Source organism: Mesoplasma corruscae, assembly GCF_002930145.1.
GTDB classification, from domain to species: Bacteria; Bacillota_I; Bacilli_A; order Mycoplasmatales; family Mycoplasmataceae; genus Entomoplasma; species Entomoplasma ellychniae.
Map to the genome: position 1 here is coordinate 139,044 of NZ_PHNF01000002.1, position 17,214 is coordinate 156,257.

At 23.7% G+C, this 17,214-nt stretch carries 17 protein-coding genes; 14 read left to right on the forward strand and 3 right to left on the reverse strand.

Annotated features, from left to right (window positions below):
* Position 1: 1 nt before the first annotated feature.
* Together MCORR_RS03170 and MCORR_RS03175 are read left to right on the forward strand one after the other, a co-directional pair.
* The gene (locus MCORR_RS03170) at positions 2-922 is read left to right on the forward strand and encodes a hypothetical protein (RefSeq protein WP_104208125.1); all 921 of its coding nucleotides are present in this window, start codon (positions 2-4) and stop codon (positions 920-922) included.
* A complete protein-coding gene (locus MCORR_RS03175; protein WP_104208126.1) occupies positions 922-3,762 on the forward strand; it encodes an endo-beta-N-acetylglucosaminidase in 2,841 nt (946 codons plus the stop codon). Before MCORR_RS03170 ends, MCORR_RS03175 begins: the two co-directional genes overlap by 1 nt.
* Positions 3,763-4,530: 768 nt before the next feature.
* Here the strand turns inward: MCORR_RS03175 and MCORR_RS03180 are convergent.
* Positions 4,531-4,935, reverse strand: a complete 405-nt coding sequence (locus MCORR_RS03180; protein ID WP_104205670.1) for an organic hydroperoxide resistance protein — start codon at positions 4,933-4,935, stop codon at positions 4,531-4,533.
* A 398-nt stretch (positions 4,936-5,333) separates the two neighbouring features.
* Between MCORR_RS03180 and MCORR_RS03800 the strand changes: the two genes are divergently transcribed.
* Both MCORR_RS03800 and MCORR_RS03190 read left to right on the forward strand, forming a co-directional pair.
* Positions 5,334-5,777 carry a hypothetical protein gene (locus tag MCORR_RS03800; RefSeq protein WP_104208127.1) on the forward strand — a complete coding sequence of 148 codons (444 nt, stop codon included), beginning with the start codon at positions 5,334-5,336 and terminating at the stop codon, positions 5,775-5,777.
* A 91-nt stretch (positions 5,778-5,868) separates the two neighbouring features.
* Entirely contained in the window at positions 5,869-7,779 is a 1,911-nt protein-coding gene (locus tag MCORR_RS03190) for an MBL fold metallo-hydrolase (RefSeq protein WP_181021223.1), read from the forward strand.
* A gap of 44 nt (positions 7,780-7,823) precedes the next feature.
* On the opposite strand, the gene rpsT is transcribed toward MCORR_RS03190, so the two are convergent.
* Entirely contained in the window at positions 7,824-8,069 is a 246-nt protein-coding gene (gene rpsT / locus MCORR_RS03195) for a 30S ribosomal protein S20 (protein WP_104208129.1), read from the reverse strand.
* A gap of 149 nt (positions 8,070-8,218) precedes the next feature.
* On the opposite strand from rpsT, the gene holA reads away from it, so the two are divergent.
* From holA to rpsU, 6 genes are all read left to right on the forward strand, one after another.
* Positions 8,219-9,172 carry a DNA polymerase III subunit delta gene (gene holA / locus MCORR_RS03200; protein WP_104208130.1) on the forward strand — a complete coding sequence of 318 codons (954 nt, stop codon included), beginning with the start codon at positions 8,219-8,221 and terminating at the stop codon, positions 9,170-9,172.
* A gap of 81 nt (positions 9,173-9,253) precedes the next feature.
* Positions 9,254-10,507: a histidine--tRNA ligase gene (gene hisS, locus MCORR_RS03205; protein WP_104208131.1), complete on the forward strand. Its 1,254-nt coding sequence runs from the start codon at positions 9,254-9,256 to the stop codon at positions 10,505-10,507.
* Positions 10,508-10,509: 2 nt separating this feature from the next.
* A complete protein-coding gene (gene aspS / locus MCORR_RS03210; protein WP_104208132.1) occupies positions 10,510-12,246 on the forward strand; it encodes an aspartate--tRNA ligase in 1,737 nt (578 codons plus the stop codon).
* Positions 12,247-12,264: 18 nt separating this feature from the next.
* Positions 12,265-12,519: a TIGR04561 family membrane protein gene (locus MCORR_RS03215; RefSeq protein ID WP_104208133.1), complete on the forward strand. Its 255-nt coding sequence runs from the start codon at positions 12,265-12,267 to the stop codon at positions 12,517-12,519.
* Entirely contained in the window at positions 12,512-13,390 is an 879-nt protein-coding gene (locus MCORR_RS03220; protein ID WP_104208134.1) for an MSC_0882 family membrane protein, read from the forward strand. The genes MCORR_RS03215 and MCORR_RS03220 overlap by 8 nt, the downstream gene beginning before the upstream one ends.
* A gap of 90 nt (positions 13,391-13,480) precedes the next feature.
* The gene (gene rpsU / locus MCORR_RS03225) at positions 13,481-13,645 is read left to right on the forward strand and encodes a 30S ribosomal protein S21 (protein ID WP_104205679.1); all 165 of its coding nucleotides are present in this window, start codon (positions 13,481-13,483) and stop codon (positions 13,643-13,645) included.
* Between the two features lie 358 nt (positions 13,646-14,003).
* Here rpsU and MCORR_RS03230 read toward each other — a convergent pair whose 3' ends face one another.
* Entirely contained in the window at positions 14,004-14,714 is a 711-nt protein-coding gene (locus MCORR_RS03230; RefSeq protein WP_104208135.1) for a hypothetical protein, read from the reverse strand.
* Positions 14,715-14,786: 72 nt separating this feature from the next.
* On the opposite strand from MCORR_RS03230, the gene MCORR_RS03235 reads away from it, so the two are divergent.
* From MCORR_RS03235 to yihA, 4 genes are read left to right on the forward strand one after another with little or no spacing between them, the layout of a single operon-like run.
* Complete coding sequence (locus MCORR_RS03235) at positions 14,787-15,461, forward strand: hypothetical protein (RefSeq protein ID WP_104208136.1); 675 nt, start codon at positions 14,787-14,789, stop codon at positions 15,459-15,461.
* A gap of 1 nt (position 15,462) precedes the next feature.
* Positions 15,463-16,080, forward strand: coding sequence for a hypothetical protein (locus tag MCORR_RS03240; RefSeq protein ID WP_104208137.1), 618 nt, complete (start codon positions 15,463-15,465; stop codon positions 16,078-16,080).
* Positions 16,058-16,612, forward strand: a complete 555-nt coding sequence (locus tag MCORR_RS03245) for a hypothetical protein (protein WP_104208138.1) — start codon at positions 16,058-16,060, stop codon at positions 16,610-16,612. The genes MCORR_RS03240 and MCORR_RS03245 overlap by 23 nt, the downstream gene beginning before the upstream one ends.
* 10 nt (positions 16,613-16,622) lie before the next feature.
* Positions 16,623-17,213, forward strand: coding sequence for a ribosome biogenesis GTP-binding protein YihA/YsxC (yihA, locus tag MCORR_RS03250; RefSeq protein WP_104208139.1), 591 nt, complete (start codon positions 16,623-16,625; stop codon positions 17,211-17,213).
* Position 17,214: the final 1 nt, after the last annotated feature.

Here is a 17,214-nt window from a genome sequence, read left to right on the forward strand (position 1 = left end):
CATGAAAGATAAAATACCATTTCAAAATGTATTACGTTATACTTTTAAATCAACTTTTAAGTCTTTTAGAAATTATTTATTTTCAATAATATTGCCAGTTTTTATTATTTTAGCCATCTATCTAATAAAGACTTCTTTTGGACAAAGTGATTATAGAGAAAAGTCTGGCCAAATATACAATCTGTTAATAATACCTTTTACTTTTTCTTTATTTGCTTTTTCTTCAACTTTAGTCAATTGAAAAGAAAGTGTTTTAGTAAAACAATCAAAAATATTTTCAATAAGCAAGATTAAAATTTATTTTTCAATTTTTATTTCAATATCAACACTTACATTAATTTCGCTTATTTGCTCAATATTGGCATTATTTACAGTTGATAGCTTTTTAGAAATCAAAAATTTTTCAATGACTTTTTGAAACATGGCAGGATTTTACATAATAAAAGGGAAATTTATTGAATATTTAAACCTAATATTTGCTATAACATTATTGATAGTCTTTTTTACATTGTATTTGTTTTTAATATTTAATATCTGTTATATTAGTTCACTAAAAATAAAATCAATAGTTTTAATACAAGCTATAAATTTTATTATAATAATATTATTCTTTGCTTTAGGTGATGTCGTATTAGATGTAAATTTAGTGACAAATAAATATGCACAAATGATTTATAATATTTTTGGTTATTTAACACCAACTAAATCTTTTCAATGATTATTCATTTCATTATTTACTAATACTACATTTGCAGGCTACAATTTATTAGAAACAATAGTTAGCCCAAACCTTGAAGTTCCTTATACATTTTTAACTAATAAAACATGAATGATCCTACCTGTGACATCAATTTTTTCTACAATTTGAACTTTAGCTTTTTTCTTGCTAATTCAAAATTCTAATAAGAAAGGTAAAGAATAATGAAAAAACTACTTTCTTTAATTACAGCAACTTTTATTATATCAAGTACTGCCCTTAATGTTCTTGCATGTGATATAGGGGATTCATCAACAAGAAATTATCTAGAGGCCTTTGATGATTTTGATTGGTCAAAAGGTCAAACTCAAGATGGTGATGGGTATAATTGAAAATATGATGATTTTATTAAAAACGGAATGAAACTGGAAAATTCGCAAATTAATGAAGTTTCGTCAATTCAAGGGCCTGTTGACAAAATTTTTAATTATGATAAATATTCAACATCATATAAGGGAGCAAATTTTGTTAAAAAACAGGCAACAACAGGAGCACCTGTTATTAAATCATATAGACCTAATGGTAATAAGTGATCAGACTTTGGTTTAAGTTCAAAATCTAGAAAACATTCATATATAAATTCTATTTTAAACTGAAATGATGGTTCAGATTTAGATTTATCATATAATCAAGCTTCTTATGGTTTGCGTGGGAGAAATTATGTAGCAAAAAGTAGCGTTAAATCACAACAAAAAGAAACCTTCTTTAATATGTTTCATGATCCTTCAAATGCTTCAAGTTCAATAGTTGGTACTAAGAACCCATTTGGTGGTAATCTAACTAACCTTTCATACATTCACGAAATGTACACATGACCTGCAATTACAAATAAAGGTTGAATAACAGCTTCGTTTGCTGATTACACAGATTATATGCATAAAAATGGTATACCTGTATTAGGTCTTTGATATATGTCAGGTTGAGAAGATTTAACTCGTGAATCTCTAAAAAACTTACTGGAAAAAGATTCTACAGGACATTTTAAAATAGTTGATATCTTAATTGAACAATGTTTAAAATACAATTTTGATGGATGAATGATTAATAATGAAGCAAATGGTTCTCAAGGTGATGGATATGTTATTAAAAACTCAGAAATTAATGAAATAATGGATGATTTCAATAAAACAGCGATTGATTTAGAACCTCAATTAAACAAAAGACTAAATATTGTACACTATACTAATAGTGGTTCTTTAGATTATGATCATTTAAACAATAAACCAACTTCTAAAAAAACTGTTGACGCAGCAAGGTATGCAAGTGAAATTCAGCTTGATTTTAATCATGATAATCTAGTTTCTGATTATGACGCATATTTAACAAATGTTTGAAATGGTGATCAGTCAAAAAGAAAAACAATTTATTCACTTTTAAATGAAAGCACCAATATTCCAGGTGTAGGTAATTATGATGTAAGAAATTTAGTCTTTCAAAAATCAAAAGATGCCAATGGAAATGATGTTGGTTTTGGTAAAGCTAATAACTCGTTTTCAATTTTTGGTTCAGGTGGAGCCAATGAATATGCAAAAGATTTCAAAAACTACTACTTAAATGCTTCTGAAAACAAAACTGATGAATACAAAGTTTTTTTAATGCAACAAGAAGTTGCTAACCTATACTCTGGGTATCAATTTTTTGGAAGTAACAGTTATTTAGAAAATGATGCTGATGGATATGACACATTAATTTCACAAAGTGTGCAATCTGTGGCAGGAATCTATCAAAATGATCCTAGACTTTCATATACTAAGTTTGCAAAAGATAAAAACAAAATAACTCGACCTGAGTTTTCTTTGGGTGAAAAAGAAAAAGGCAATGAAGGTAAAAAAATCAATAGTTATGGTGTAGGGAATGCTTTTTGAGAAAAAACAGTTATAGCAGATTCTATAATCCCAAATGATTATAGTGAACTAGATAAAGAAAAAACAAAAGAAGTTGAAAATGACCCTACTTTGGAAACTTATTTTTCAACTGGGTCAGGTATTCAATTTATTAATAGAGATCTTAATGGTTCTATAATGAATCAAGAAATTTACCCATGAACTAATTCACGATTAGCTGATGTTGCGCCAACTTATCAGTGGGATTTTTGATCAAGTGAAAAAAATGATGACACAACTAAAATATCAACCTCAGACGGAGATAAAAATGTAAGTAAAATAACTGATTCAGGTCAATTAACAGGATATTATGATTATTATGATGCATACCAAAAAGGAAATTCACTTGCAATTGGATATGGTTATGATTTTGATAAAGAAGGAACAGTAAAACCAGGAAATTGAATCAATAATCCTTATTATTGAAATATAATGGGTACAAACTTACAAAAAAACGATTATACAGTTTGTTTTTATGTTAAAGCAACTGATAAAGACTCAAATGAAAGTTCATCAAATGAAGATATTAAAAATATTGCCAAAAATACTAAAATAACTGCGATTACATCTGATCCTACTACTGAAAATAATGATGCTAAACCATTAGTATTAGAAACAACAGTTGAAGAGGAAAAAAATGGCTGATTTAAAATATCATCTAATCTATCTCAACTACAAAATATTTCAAAGGACAAAAGAATTGCAAAATTAGGAATACAAATTAATCCAGGCACAACAGGTTCAGAGAATCAATTTATTTTTAATGTAGGTGGATTTAAAATTGACAAAAATTCCAACAAAACTGATAATGTTATTAATGATGGAATTAGTTTTATCGAAAATGAATATGTTGTAAAGAGAGAATCAGTAAAAAATAATGTAAATATTAGATTTAATTGAGAAGATAAAAACCAAGATGCAGTTGATTACTATCAAGTTTATTATTCGACTGATAAAAATAGTTGATATAGAGTTGGTCAGACAACTCAAAATAGATATTATATAAGAGAGTTGGATGAATCAGATGAAGAAAACATTTTTATTGGAATTCAACCAAAGTATAAAAAAGGAACAATAGGTAAAATTAATTTTGCTGGTATAAATACAAAATATAATTACTAATTCAACAATGAAATAAAGGTGTTAATAAATAAATATGAATATATTTCTCTAAGTATACAAAATGATAAAAGAAAACATTATCATTAAAAATGTATATAAAGAGATTTTTTTATCTAAAATATTAAACGAAGTAAGTCATTTATCTTATCAACTAGACAAAAAAATATAGTAAAAGAAAATTTTGAAAATAAAATTATCTTTTTCGTAGTTATCAAATAAATACAAAGTTTCTTATTCAAGCAATTAGATTATGATGCTGAGATCTTGAATATATGTACTTTTTGCCCTAGAAAGTTAAACAACAAAACAAAATGGTAAACAAGTAAAGTCTTTATCTAGATCTCTTGGTACAAAATATAAGTTAAAGCTATTTTTCAAAAGCAACTTAAACAGAAAATATTTAGCCCATACCTGAAAAAAGTTTTATTATTTAGTGAGTTAATAACAAAAACTAACAATAAATAAAATACAGCTTCTGAAAAGTTCTTTTAGATCTTAAAAAGAAATACCATAAGTATTTCAATAAAAAGATTTGAATGTAATTAAGCAAATTGGTGAAAACTATATAAATTACTACAACTACATTATAATTAAATCTAAATCCAACTGTCAAACTTACAGCTACTTAAACGAAACAAAAAGCTATTTTACAAATGGAATAAATTATTATTAAAAAAAATGCTTTGTATACTGGGAAAATGTATTCACATAAAAATGTAATGATTTTTTTCTTACTATTTTAATAGCACTCTCTTCTTTGAAACTTTTTTATTTTAATTGTAATTTAACTTCAACATTATTTCTTAATGCTTTGGAATAAGGACAAACTAAATCTGCTTCATGCATTAATCTCTCCCCAATTTCTTGATCTATACCCACAATTTCAACAATAATTTCAACTGATAAATTGAAGTTTAAATCTCCGTTATGATGTAATGATACTTTAGCAGTTACATTGCTTGGAAAAACTGAATTATTTTTATTCATAACTGCTTGTAAAGCCCCGTTGAAACAAGCACTATAGCCAGCTGCAAATAATTGTTCTGGGTTAGTTGTGCCTTCGACATTTAAAGTTGGTGAAGAAACTTTTAAATTAAATTTATTATCAGGTGATGATACTTCACCAGTTCTACCACCTGTATTTTTTATTTCTGCTTCATAAATTTTGCTCATAAATCTCCTTTTATAAATTAATTATAAACCTTATTAATGTTTTAAATCAAAACAATTTAATAAGAATTTTTAAATAGTGAAATTAAAAATTTAAATATTTTTAAAGCTTTCTACTTTGTCTAAATTAATATAAATAAAATAAAGAGTTTTCAAATGATCAATTTTGTAAATGTAGAAAAAATGTTTGCAAAAATAAAATTGCTTTAATCAGTATGACAATGCATTTTTGCATTATTTGTAAACTTATTTTATATTTTTTCTTTTAATAATCTTAATTTATTCCAAAAATATCAAAATAAATTATTAAAAAATAATTGCTTAGTTGTAGTTATTTTTTTTATTTCTTTAATAATTCTATATGAAAAAAAAATTTATTGATCATTGTTACCCTTTTAATTATGTTTTCATTTTTACCATTTCAAATTTATGTAAAAAATAATTCTTACAACTACTTTGAATTGCGATATAAGTTTAATCATAATATAAGAAATTTTTCGTACCCTGAAAAGCTTTTAAAAAAAAGATATAAATTTTATTGACTAGATTTTGCTGAACACAAAAGTAGTTTAACTTGATTTGAGCCTTTAAAAATTGATTTAAATACTAATTCTATATATTTAGACATCAAAAGTAAATTTGTAATTAAAAAAAGATTAGATTCACTAGAAATGAAGCACTTAAGTATTTTTTTATTATCAAGTTATGAGCAATATCAGCTTTTTCAAATTTTAAAATTAAAAATTCAAAGTGATGAAATCAAAAATAAAGTAAAGGAATTTTGTGATGAAAAAAACTACCCATTTTTGTTTGAAAAAGGAATTAGTAAAATTATTTCATTCTAATGTGTGAAAGGCTATTTTTTTATTAATTTCAGTTTTTTGTTTTAATAGCTTTATATTTAATAATTCTTTTTATTTTTTGGTAATTTGAATTGTGACTTTTATTGGCTACTTAACAATTGGGGAAAATAAAATTAAATCATTATTAGTTTTTTTATTACCTGTATTTATTTTTTTTATTTTATTCAAAATAAAAAGCGTTAATTATGTAGATAACACAAAAATAGAAGGTATATGCAAAATCAAACAAGTAAAAGAATCTTACATTGTTATTGGTTGAAATAGTTTTGACTTTTATTTATCTAAACCAAAAGCAGTTGATTTAAAAATAGGCGATCAATTTAAATTTGATGGTTTTGTAAAAAAACTTGTTTCTAATAGCAACTATTATGAATTTGATTTCGTAAAATTTTTAAATAAAAAATTTGTTTTTTATGAATTAAAAGTTTCTGATATAAAAAAAGTGGAAAGCAAAAATTTAAAAACTGTAATTTTTTGACTTTTTAATAGAGTTAGTTTTTCAGATCTAACTAGATTTTTTTGGTTACCAGAAAAATTTAAATCCAAAGAATTAAATAACTTATTAATAGAAAATAATATTTCTTATATTTCAAATTCCTGTATTTTATTACTTATTCCTTTAATTAATCTTAGCTTTAAAAAAACTAAAAACAAATTATTTAACTTTAAAAATATTATATTAACAGTTATAGCTCTTGTAATTTATTTACAATTAGAAAATTTGTTATTGTTAAGAATTTTAATATTTTGAATCTTAAAATCACTCTATAAAAATAAAAGTAATAAAATTTTAAATTTGCTAACTATATATTTAATGATTTGTTTAAAACCAAATTATATTTTTTCAACAGGTTTTATCTATATAAGTGTTATTTATACTTTATCTTGCTTTTTACCTAAAAAAAACAAAAAGTATTTAAACTTTATTTTTTTCTATTTTTTATTTATGGGTTTAAATATGTATTTTAACTATAATATTAATCCCATGACTAACTTTATAGCTTTAATTCTAATACCAATATTTAATATCTTTGGAGTTTGTAGTTTAATTTTTGATGGTATAGGTGTAAACAACAATGCCTTATATTTGAGTTTATTCAGACTTGTTAGTTGAATTACAAAATTTGGTATTAATTTTAATATTGGAAAAATAGAAATTTGATTTATATTAACTTATATGATTGTTTTGACTGTTTTATTCAACAAACAATTGCTAGATTTAAAAACAAATATAATAAGCTTTATAACAATCATTTTAGCAATATCTTTGCTTTATTTATTAAAACCTAATCATAATCTTGCGATGTTAAATGTTGGTAACGCTAATTCTTTTGTATATCACAATAAATGAAATAATGTGACCATTATTTTTGATGCAGGGACAGGAAAAAATAAAAGTACAGAACTTGTTACAAGTTTTTTAAAATATTATGGAATCAATAAAATAGATATGATTGCTATATCCCATTATCACGAAGACCATTACAATAATTTATTTAGTTTGCAAGAAAATTTCAAAATAAATTTATTTGTAAATAAGGATAATTTCAAAGAAGTTTATAAAATTAAAAATGTTATTATAAGGTTTTTTAATGACCCATCAGCTAGTAGTGAAAATAATCAAAGCATCATTCCTTTTATAGACGTTGGTAACTTTAGAGCTTTATTTATGGGTGATGCAGAACAACCCACTGAAAACCATTTAATGCACAGAATAGATTTTATAAATTATTTAAATTTAAAAAGAGTGGATTTACTACAAGTTGGACATCACGGAAGTAAAACATCATCATCTTTAGAATTTTTAAAATTTATAAATCCAAAAAATGCATTTATAAGTGGAACTGATGAAGGTGGAAATAAAATTTTTCCTCATAAGCAAACTATTGATAATCTTAATTTTTTAAAAATTCCTTATTTTATTACACAAAGTAAAAATAATTGATTTTTCAATATTTTAAGTAAATCTATAACAAAAAAATAAGGAACTAACCTTATTTTTTAAATTTAAATAAAATGCTTATAAAATTAAGCAGACATTAAACGTGATTTTTCTCTAGCAGCTTTATTGTCTTTTAAAATCCCTTTTTTTAAACCTTTGTCAATTAGGCTTACAGCATGAGTAATTTTAGTTTGAGCATCAGCTGCTCCTTCACTTTTAGCGTGTTTAGCATGTTTAATTGCTCTTCTAATTTCTGATCTAATAGCTTTATTTTCTACTCTTGATTTTTCATTAGTTAAAACACGTTTTTTTTGTGATTTAATATTTGGCATAGTTTCAACTCCTTTTCAATATTTTTATTTTAAGTCAATATAAAGTATAACAAATTCATAAATGAAATAGAGAAAAATAACTCAAAATGATTTTTTTATATTATTAAATGATGATAATAAGTTAAAATAATTTTATATAAGGAGGGGTTATGCATTTCATTTATTCTAGTGATCACTTTTTGTTATCAAAAACTCTTAATAAACTACTTAAGCAATTAAACAATGATCAAAGTTATGAAGTTGAAAAGTTTTCTTTGATTTACAACAATTTAAATGAAATCTACAATAGTTTAGTTACGATTTCTTTATTTGGTTATAAAAAAATAATAATAATTGAAGATGCATGATGTTTTACAGAAGAAAAAGTAACTTTAAATAAATCATATTCTGAAGAATTTATATATCAAATAATTGATAGCATTACAGACAATATTGTAATTTTTACACTTAATACTGATAAGATATCTAAAAGATTAAAATTAAGTAAATATATTGAACAAAAAGCAGAATTAATGCACATTAAGAAGATGGATGATTCACAAGTTATTCAATATATTAAAACGTTTTTATTCAAACAAGGTAAACAAATTGATTTAGAAAATGCAACTTATCTTTACAATAAAGTCCCAAATGATATGCAGAGTCTTTCTAACGAATTAAATAAACTATCAAATTTAGAAGTGATTGAAATAAATAAGCAAACAATAAACGCTAATATTAGCAAATATATTGAAAATGATGTTTTTGAACTTGCAGAAAGTTTTGTTAAAAATGATAATAAAAAATTCATTAATTTGTATAAAGATTATTTATTAATCAATGATGATATTATCGGTTTAATTGCTTTGATACACACTAATTTAGTTTTTTTCAGAGATGTAAAAATTTTAAAAGAAAAATTATTATCAAAAGAAGAAATAATATCTAGTTTAAAGGCTCACCCATTTAGAGTTAAGTTGGCTTTATCAAACAATCTAAATGTTGCATCTTTAAATGAAAAAATTAAGTTAATTTACACAATACAAAAAGGAATTATTAATCAAAATATTGATAAAGAAAACATAGCTGAATACTTATTTATTAAAAACATGAATAATTTTTAATTTTGGCTAAATTCGTTTATATAGTATCTTTGTTTTAAAAGAGCTCCATGTTATAATAATGTAAGTTAAAAAGGAGTTTTCATGCAAAAACCAAAAGGGACACAAGATATTTTTTTAAAAGAAGCAAAAAAATGAAGATGATTATCCAATGAATTTATTGATGTATTAAAAAAATACAATTTTAATGAAATAATAACTCCTATTTTTGAATCAAAAGAAGTTTTTGTTCGTGGTGTTGGGAGTGAAACTGATGTTGTACAAAAAGAAATGTTTGAATTTGAAGATAAGTCTAAAAGAATCAATGTTTTAAGACCTGAATTAACAGCCCCAGTTGTTAGGTCTTTTATTGAAAACAAAATGTATGCTAATGAAAATTTACCTTTGAAATTCTTTTATAATGGTCCAGCTTTTAGATATGAAAGACCTCAAGCTGGAAGATACAGGCAATTCAATCAATTTGGGATTGAAGTTTTTGGCAATGATTCACTAGAACAAGATATTGAAATTATTTTATTAGCAAATAAATTCATTAAAACTTGTAAAGTTGATCAATTATTATCTATTGAAATAAATTATTTGATTAGTGGTGATGCTAGAAAAAAATATGAAATCGCATTGTTAGACGAAGTAAATAAAATTAAAGAAATTTGTGCTGATTGTGAAGCTAGAAAAGAAAAAAATATTTTAAGAGTTTTAGATTGTAAAATAGATGGTTACAAATACAAACAGTTGCCTAAAATGTCTAAGTACATTAATGAAACAGACAAGTTAAGATTTGAACAAATAGTTAGCCAATTAAAAGCATTAAATGTAAACGTCAAAATAAATGAAAAATTAGTTCGAGGTTTAGACTATTATACAGGTATTGTTTTTGAAGTAACAAATGTCAAAACTAGTCAAGCAGTTATTGCTGGTGGAAGATATAATAATTTAGTAGAAAACATGGGTGGACCTTCAATCCCTGCTATTGGATTTGCAGTTGGTTGAGAAAGAATGCTGATTTTAATTGAAGAAAATCAAACTTTAAAAATAGAGGATAATGAATTAGATGTTTTTATTATTCCTATTTCAGATAAAGGAAGAATCATAACTAATAAATTAATGAATGAAATGAGAGATGAAAGTATAATTGTTGATACTAACTGAAATATTTCTAAACTTAAAAATGGATTTAAAGCTTCAGAAAAAGTTTTAACAAAAAATCTTATAATAATTGGTGATGAAAGCATATGTACTAATTCATATGAAATAAAATCAAAAGTATCAGACAAAATTGTAAAAGTAAAATATGATGAAATAATCTCATATTTAAAATTAGAGAAAGGGTGTAAATAATAATGAACCGAACACACAATTGTGGTGAACTTAGCATAAAAAATAAAGGTGAAGAAGTTATTCTTCAAGGATGAGTTAAAAAAGTTCGTAATATTGGACAAGTGGCATTTATTGATTTAAAGGACATGTATGGTGTTACTCAAATATTAGTTAGTGATCATAAAAAAGATTTGCTTAGTGATTTAAAATCAGAGTATGTTATTAAAATCATTGGAACTGTAATTGAAAGAAAATCAAAAAATTTAAACTTAAGCACTGGTGAAATTGAAATAGAATTAAAAGAATTAGAAATTATAAATAAGAGTGAAATTACACCATTTCTTATTGAAGATGAAGTTCAAGTTAATGAAGATACAAGAATGTCTTACAGATATTTAGATTTAAGAAGACCTGTTATTCAAAAAAATTTAATTTTAAGATCTACAGTAAATAAGACTATTAGAAATGAATTTGACAATCTTGGCTTTATAGAAGTTGAGACACCTATATTTGGTAAATCTACTCCAGAGGGTGCAAGAGATTTTTTAGTTCCTTCAAGACTTAATCCAAATAATTTTTATGCTTTACCCCAATCACCTCAGCTATACAAACAACTATTGATGATTGGTGGTTTTGATAAATATTATCAAATTGCTAGATGTTTTAGAGATGAAGATTTAAGAATTGATAGACAACCAGAATTTTCTCAATTAGATATGGAAATGTCGTTTTCAAGTGCATCACAAGTTCAAGAAATTATTGAAAAGGTTGTTAAAAAAGTTATTAAAAATACAGTTAATGTTGATATCAATGAAGCGTTTTTAAAAATGACTTACAAAGAAGCTATTGATGTATATGGAGTTGATAAGCCTGATTTAAGATTTAATTTACATCTTAAAACTTTAACTGAAATATTCAAATCAACTAATATTCATTTTTTTTCTAATATAAAATCTATTGACTCTATTAGAGGAATTATGGTTGAAAGTTTATTGTCTAAAAAAGATTTAGAAATACTAAATGAAGCAGCTAACCAAAAAGGATTTAATTCACTTGCTTTTATTAAGCATGATAATGGTAATTGATCTGGGTCATTAGCTTCAAGTTTAAGTGATCAAGAAAAAGAAGAATTAATTAAGGTATTTGAAATAAAAGATCAAGCAACTATTTTGTTGAATTTTGGTAAATATCAAAAAGTATCTGAGATGCTAGGTGTGGTTAGAAATAAAGCAGCAGAAATATTAGGATTAACTAACAAAAATGATTATAAATTTTTGTGAGTTATCGACTTTCCTTTATTTGAATGAAGTGAAGAAGAACAAAAATTTGTAGCAGCTCATAATCCGTTTACAATGCCACACAGTTCATCTATTGAAAACTTCGAAAGCGATAAGCAAAATGCAATTGCTGATTCTTATGATTTAGTTTTAAATGGATTTGAATTAGGCAGTGGCTCTGTTCGAATTACAAATCCTGAAGTTCAAACTAGAATGTTTGAAGCTATTGGACTAGATCAAAAAACAATCGACAATAATTTTGGTTGATTTATAAATGCTTATAAATATGGGGCTCCAATTCATGCAGGTTTTGGACTTGGAATTGATAGATTAACTATGATTTTAGCTCATACTGACTCAATTAGGGATGTAATTGCTTTTCCAAAAAATTCAAAAGCACATGATTTAATGAACCATGCCCCAGGTAATGTTGCACAACAACAACTCGATGAGCTTTATTTAAAAATAATACAAAAAAAATAATTATGATAAGGAGGTAACATGAATAATTTCTTTAAACCTATTACAATATTCGGAACAAATATTTCATTTTTAACAATATTTATTATCTTTATGAGTTTGTTGGTTTTATCTTTAGTAATATTTATTTTAAACTTAATCTTCAAAAAGAAAAAAGGAATTAATGATAGCAGTAGAAATGATTTAGAAATAAATAAAATTGATGAAGAAATAAATTCTATTGTAAAAAAATATAGAATTAAAAATATAGAAGAAAAAGAGGTAGACAATGGATAAAGAACTTATGAACATAGATAATAAAGAATCTAATCCATTGGAAGTTGGAAAACAATTTAAAGATTCTGTAGATCAAAACATTAATTTGAATAAAAATCAAAATGAACGTTACGTAAATGTTGTACCAGATTTTTCTAAAGAGGAACTTGATAGTGTTGAAATTCATTCAAGTATTGCAAAAGAAATTAGAATGGAAAAATATAAGTTAACTCTTTCTATTTTATTAAGCATAATAGTTTTATTTTTATCAACCTTCTTTTTAGCGCTATATTTTGCAACAAAAGATGTTGCTTTAGGCATTAATAAAAGTTCAATGCCACACCCGGGCATAACTATTACAGGCATAGCGCTGCCAATTATTGTAATTATTGTTAATCTTATTCGCTTGAGTCATTTAACTTCTGATATCAAAAGATATAGAGCTGAATTGATCATGGGAAGAGAAAGAATTCCTTTGTTTTTATTAAATACATATAAAAAAATAATTAAAAATTACATTTACTTAAATTGAATATGTATAACAATATATTTATATTCAAGTATCATTGCTGGTGTTTTATTTGGAATTAATCAAGCCATCAAGTCACCAAACATTAATACAACTGTGATAATATGTTTAGTTATCTTGGGAGTTACAATAGTTTTTCACATTTTAGCTCTAATTTTTAATTACAAAAGAAAAGGTAATATTGATGCTTATTATGGTTATGAAATAGTAACTATTGAACAACAATTATTGTTAAGAAAAGAAGCCAATAAGTTTTGTATGATTTTCTTTTTTACTATTCTTTTAATAATTGGGTTTGTAATTACAATTCCAATTTTATTAGTTAGAAAAAAACAAAACAAAAAGTTACTTTGATTTATATAATAAAATTAAAAATAACTTTTATATCTTGAATTTTTTTTAAAATTTAAGATATAATTTTAATAATCTATTGAAAAGCGGGTGAATAATTAAATGGCAAGTATTAAAGTACATGAAGGTGAATCAATTGAAAAAGCACTTAAGCGTTTTCAAAAAGTAGCATCTGCTCAAAAAGCTGAAGCTAGAAAACGTGAATACCACATGAATAAAAAAGAAAAAAGAATCTACAAGCAAAAACAAAACCGTAAATTCAAGTAATTAAATTAAAAAAGTTTTCCAATATTTAGGAAAACTTTTTGTTTTGTTATTATTTATTCAGTTATTATGCTTTTCTTTTTTAATTTAAAAACTTTTAAATATGAAAATAATAAAAAGATCAATGGAATGGCATAAATCATTGCTAAAATAGGTGGTTTAAAAAATCATATTACATTTTATTATATTTTCCTTCTTCAAAACTGTGCAATATTAAATAAGATGTAATAGAACAAAAAATAAATTCTGTTAAGAAATATAAAATCACTCAACCTAAAAATGAATGAAAAAAATTTCTTTGCAACATTTTAATTTCCCTCTTTGATTTTTTTAATAATAATAAATTAATTTAATTTTTTGATTATTTTAAGTTATTTAAAAATACAATGTAAATATCAATAAAACCTTCAATGTAGCTTAATTGTAAATAAGAAAAATACATTAAGTTTAAAAATTGTTGTTCTGTAATTTCATTAGCTTTAAACAGTCTTGAAGAATATTTAACAATAACACCAATAATAACTCTTGGATCAAATAAATCTTTTTTAAACTCAATAACCTCACTAAAAATCTTTTTAAGATTATTTTTAATTTCATCATTTCCACCAAAATTTGATATAACTTCTTTTTGATAACGTTTTCATTTTTCAAAATTTTTATTATTTGCAAACTTAACAGCATTTATTTTAGTTATTTGGTTAAATTCGTCATCTTTATTTGAATAGTAGAACTCAGCTATTGTTTGAATTGCACTTACATATCCATTCAAATTCATGTAATTAATAATAGAGTTATCAAACTTTTTGAAAGCAACTCTATTACTTACAATTATTTTTATTTTTGGAATATAAAAGTTTAAATAATTATTAACACCAGCTATTAAACCTTCATAATCAGTTTCAGAAGATTTTGAAAATTTTATAAAGTCATTTGGATTTAACCCAAATTTAAGAATCATATTTCTTGACTTTTTTAATTTATTATCAACTTTTCTAGTTCATCACGGTGTTACTTTATCAAGATTATCTAAAACATTTTTATCAGTTATTTGCAGTTTATAATATTGAATCATAATACTCCTTTAAAATATTTAAAAGTTTTGTTTGGTATAATTATATATAATTTAAATATAAAGAGGTACATCATGAATAAAGAAGTTGAAATAGATTTTTTAGAGCCAAGTTTGTCAATAATAATTTCAAACTTAGAAGAAATTGAATACGAATTAGAAAAAAGTAGTTCTATTAATAAAGACTTTATAAATTTAATAGATAAATTCAATGAAGTTGAAGAATTGTCTGAACTACGTAATTTATTTGATGAATTAAAAAAACAAGCACCTGAAATTAAAAAAACTATATCAAAACTTGAAATTGAAGATAAGTACGAAACTTTAATTTCATTGTATTCAGCAACCCTAACTTCTGAATTTTTGCATGAAAATGAATTTTTGTTTAATCATATTGAAGAAGTTCAAAAACTTATTGAAAGTAAAGTTGTAAATGATGATTATGAAATATTTGAAAACTATAAAACTATTATCATTGCTAAAATAAATGAATTATATGCAAAAGCTTTAATTATTTTTGAACAACAGCCAAAACAAGATAATGAAATTTTAAAGATTTTAAAAATAGCTCAAGAAGAAACAAATCTTAATGACTTAAGAGAAGCAAGCAAACTTTTGATTGGTATTTTAAAAATTATTTTTAAATATGATGATTTAAAATCAGAAGAATTATTAATAAGTTTGGTTAAAGCTGATGTGTTAATTTCTTTAATTGATTTATGAAGTGAATTTGAATTAGAAGAAAATTAATATGTCAAACAAGCATTTAATGGTGATTTTTGTTATATCTTTATACCTTATAGTTCTTTTAATATCTGGAATATTAGCTTTTATGTATCATGTAAAGCATAAACCATTTATGAATTTTAATAAAAAGTTTCATAATGAAGTGATAAAGACTTTTAATGATTTTGTTCTAAAAAATAATCTAACGCCTGTTGAGGGTATTTTTGAAACGAAAATAGGTGAAGACATTTTATTAGTTCAGAAAATGAAAGTTGAAATATTACAAAAATCAAAAAAAGAAATAAAAAAAAGTCAAAAGGATATTGATAATAATATTTTTAATGTTATGAAAAGCAGTTATAAATTATTTAATAAACCTAAAAAAATCTTTTTTGATGAATGCAGCGTTTTTTTAAGTAATAAAAGATTAGTTATTAAAATAAGAGATGATTATAAAATAATTTCTTTAGATAAAGTTTTGATTTGTAGTTTTTATACATTGCAACATATTGGTGAACTCTTTAAAACACTATTAATTGAAACACAAGAAGAAAAACTTATATTTATAGTTGAAGAATTAACAATAGGAATAATGATAAACAAAATGTTAGGTGGTAGCAATGGACAAAAAAGATATATATAATTTAATTGCATTATTAGCTTCAGTTATAGGTATTAGTGGGGTTATACTATACAGTGTTTTAATTCAATTTAAAAAACAATGAACATTGCATAAATTTGAGCAGCAAAAAGCCATTCATTTTTTTAACAAAAAAGCTTTTTTGTTTTGTTTGATAAGTGTTTTTATTTCTACTTTTGTTTTTGTTTTTGTTTTATTAAGCGCAGGATTAATGTTTTTAATTGAATTTAAAATAATGTTTTTTATTAATTCAATTATTACATCAGTTTATTTTATTTGTTTAATAATGACTTATTTTATTTGAAGAATTTGATCCAAATCTATTTATTTTATTATTGTAAATGATGAAATTATTGTGGATGATCAAGTTATAAAATTTGAAGATATACATAGCATCACAAATGATGAAAAAAGAAAAAACATTATAATTCACTATATTAATACAGAAAAAAAAGGTACAATAATAACTATTAAATATAATTGAGAACTAAAAGATCTTATTATAGAAAATAAAATTAATAATCATTTTATTTAAAAGGAGCTTAATGTTTAAACAAAGTGTTTTTATTAAATCAGCAGCTGATAAAAGCGGTTGAATTGAAGATGAAATTCCTGAGATACTTTTTGTAGGTAGAAGTAATGTTGGTAAATCAAGTTTTATAAATTCATTAGCAAATAATAAAAAATTAGCAAAAGTAGCAAACACTCCAGGTAAAACTAGGCTGTTAAATTTTTTTGATATAAACAATAGTCTTTTTAGATTGGTTGATGCACCAGGTTATGGGTATGCAAAAATAGCAAAAGATGCAAAAATGAGATTTGCTGAAATGATGGAAGAGTATTTTGATGAAAGAGAAAATTTGAAAGCAATTGTCATGTTAGTTGACTTGCGTCATAAACCAACAAATGATGACCAAGAAATGTATCACTTTTTAAAATCATCTAATAAAAGAGTTTTAATAATAGGAACTAAATTAGATAAGTTAAAAAGAAATGAAATTATTAGAAATGAAAAATTAATAAAAGAAACTTTAAATTTTAATCCAAATCATACGTTCATAAAAGTTTCAAATGAAAACAAAGTTGGGTTAGAAGAAAGTTTTGAAGTTTTAATAAGATTAATAAAGGAAAACTAAA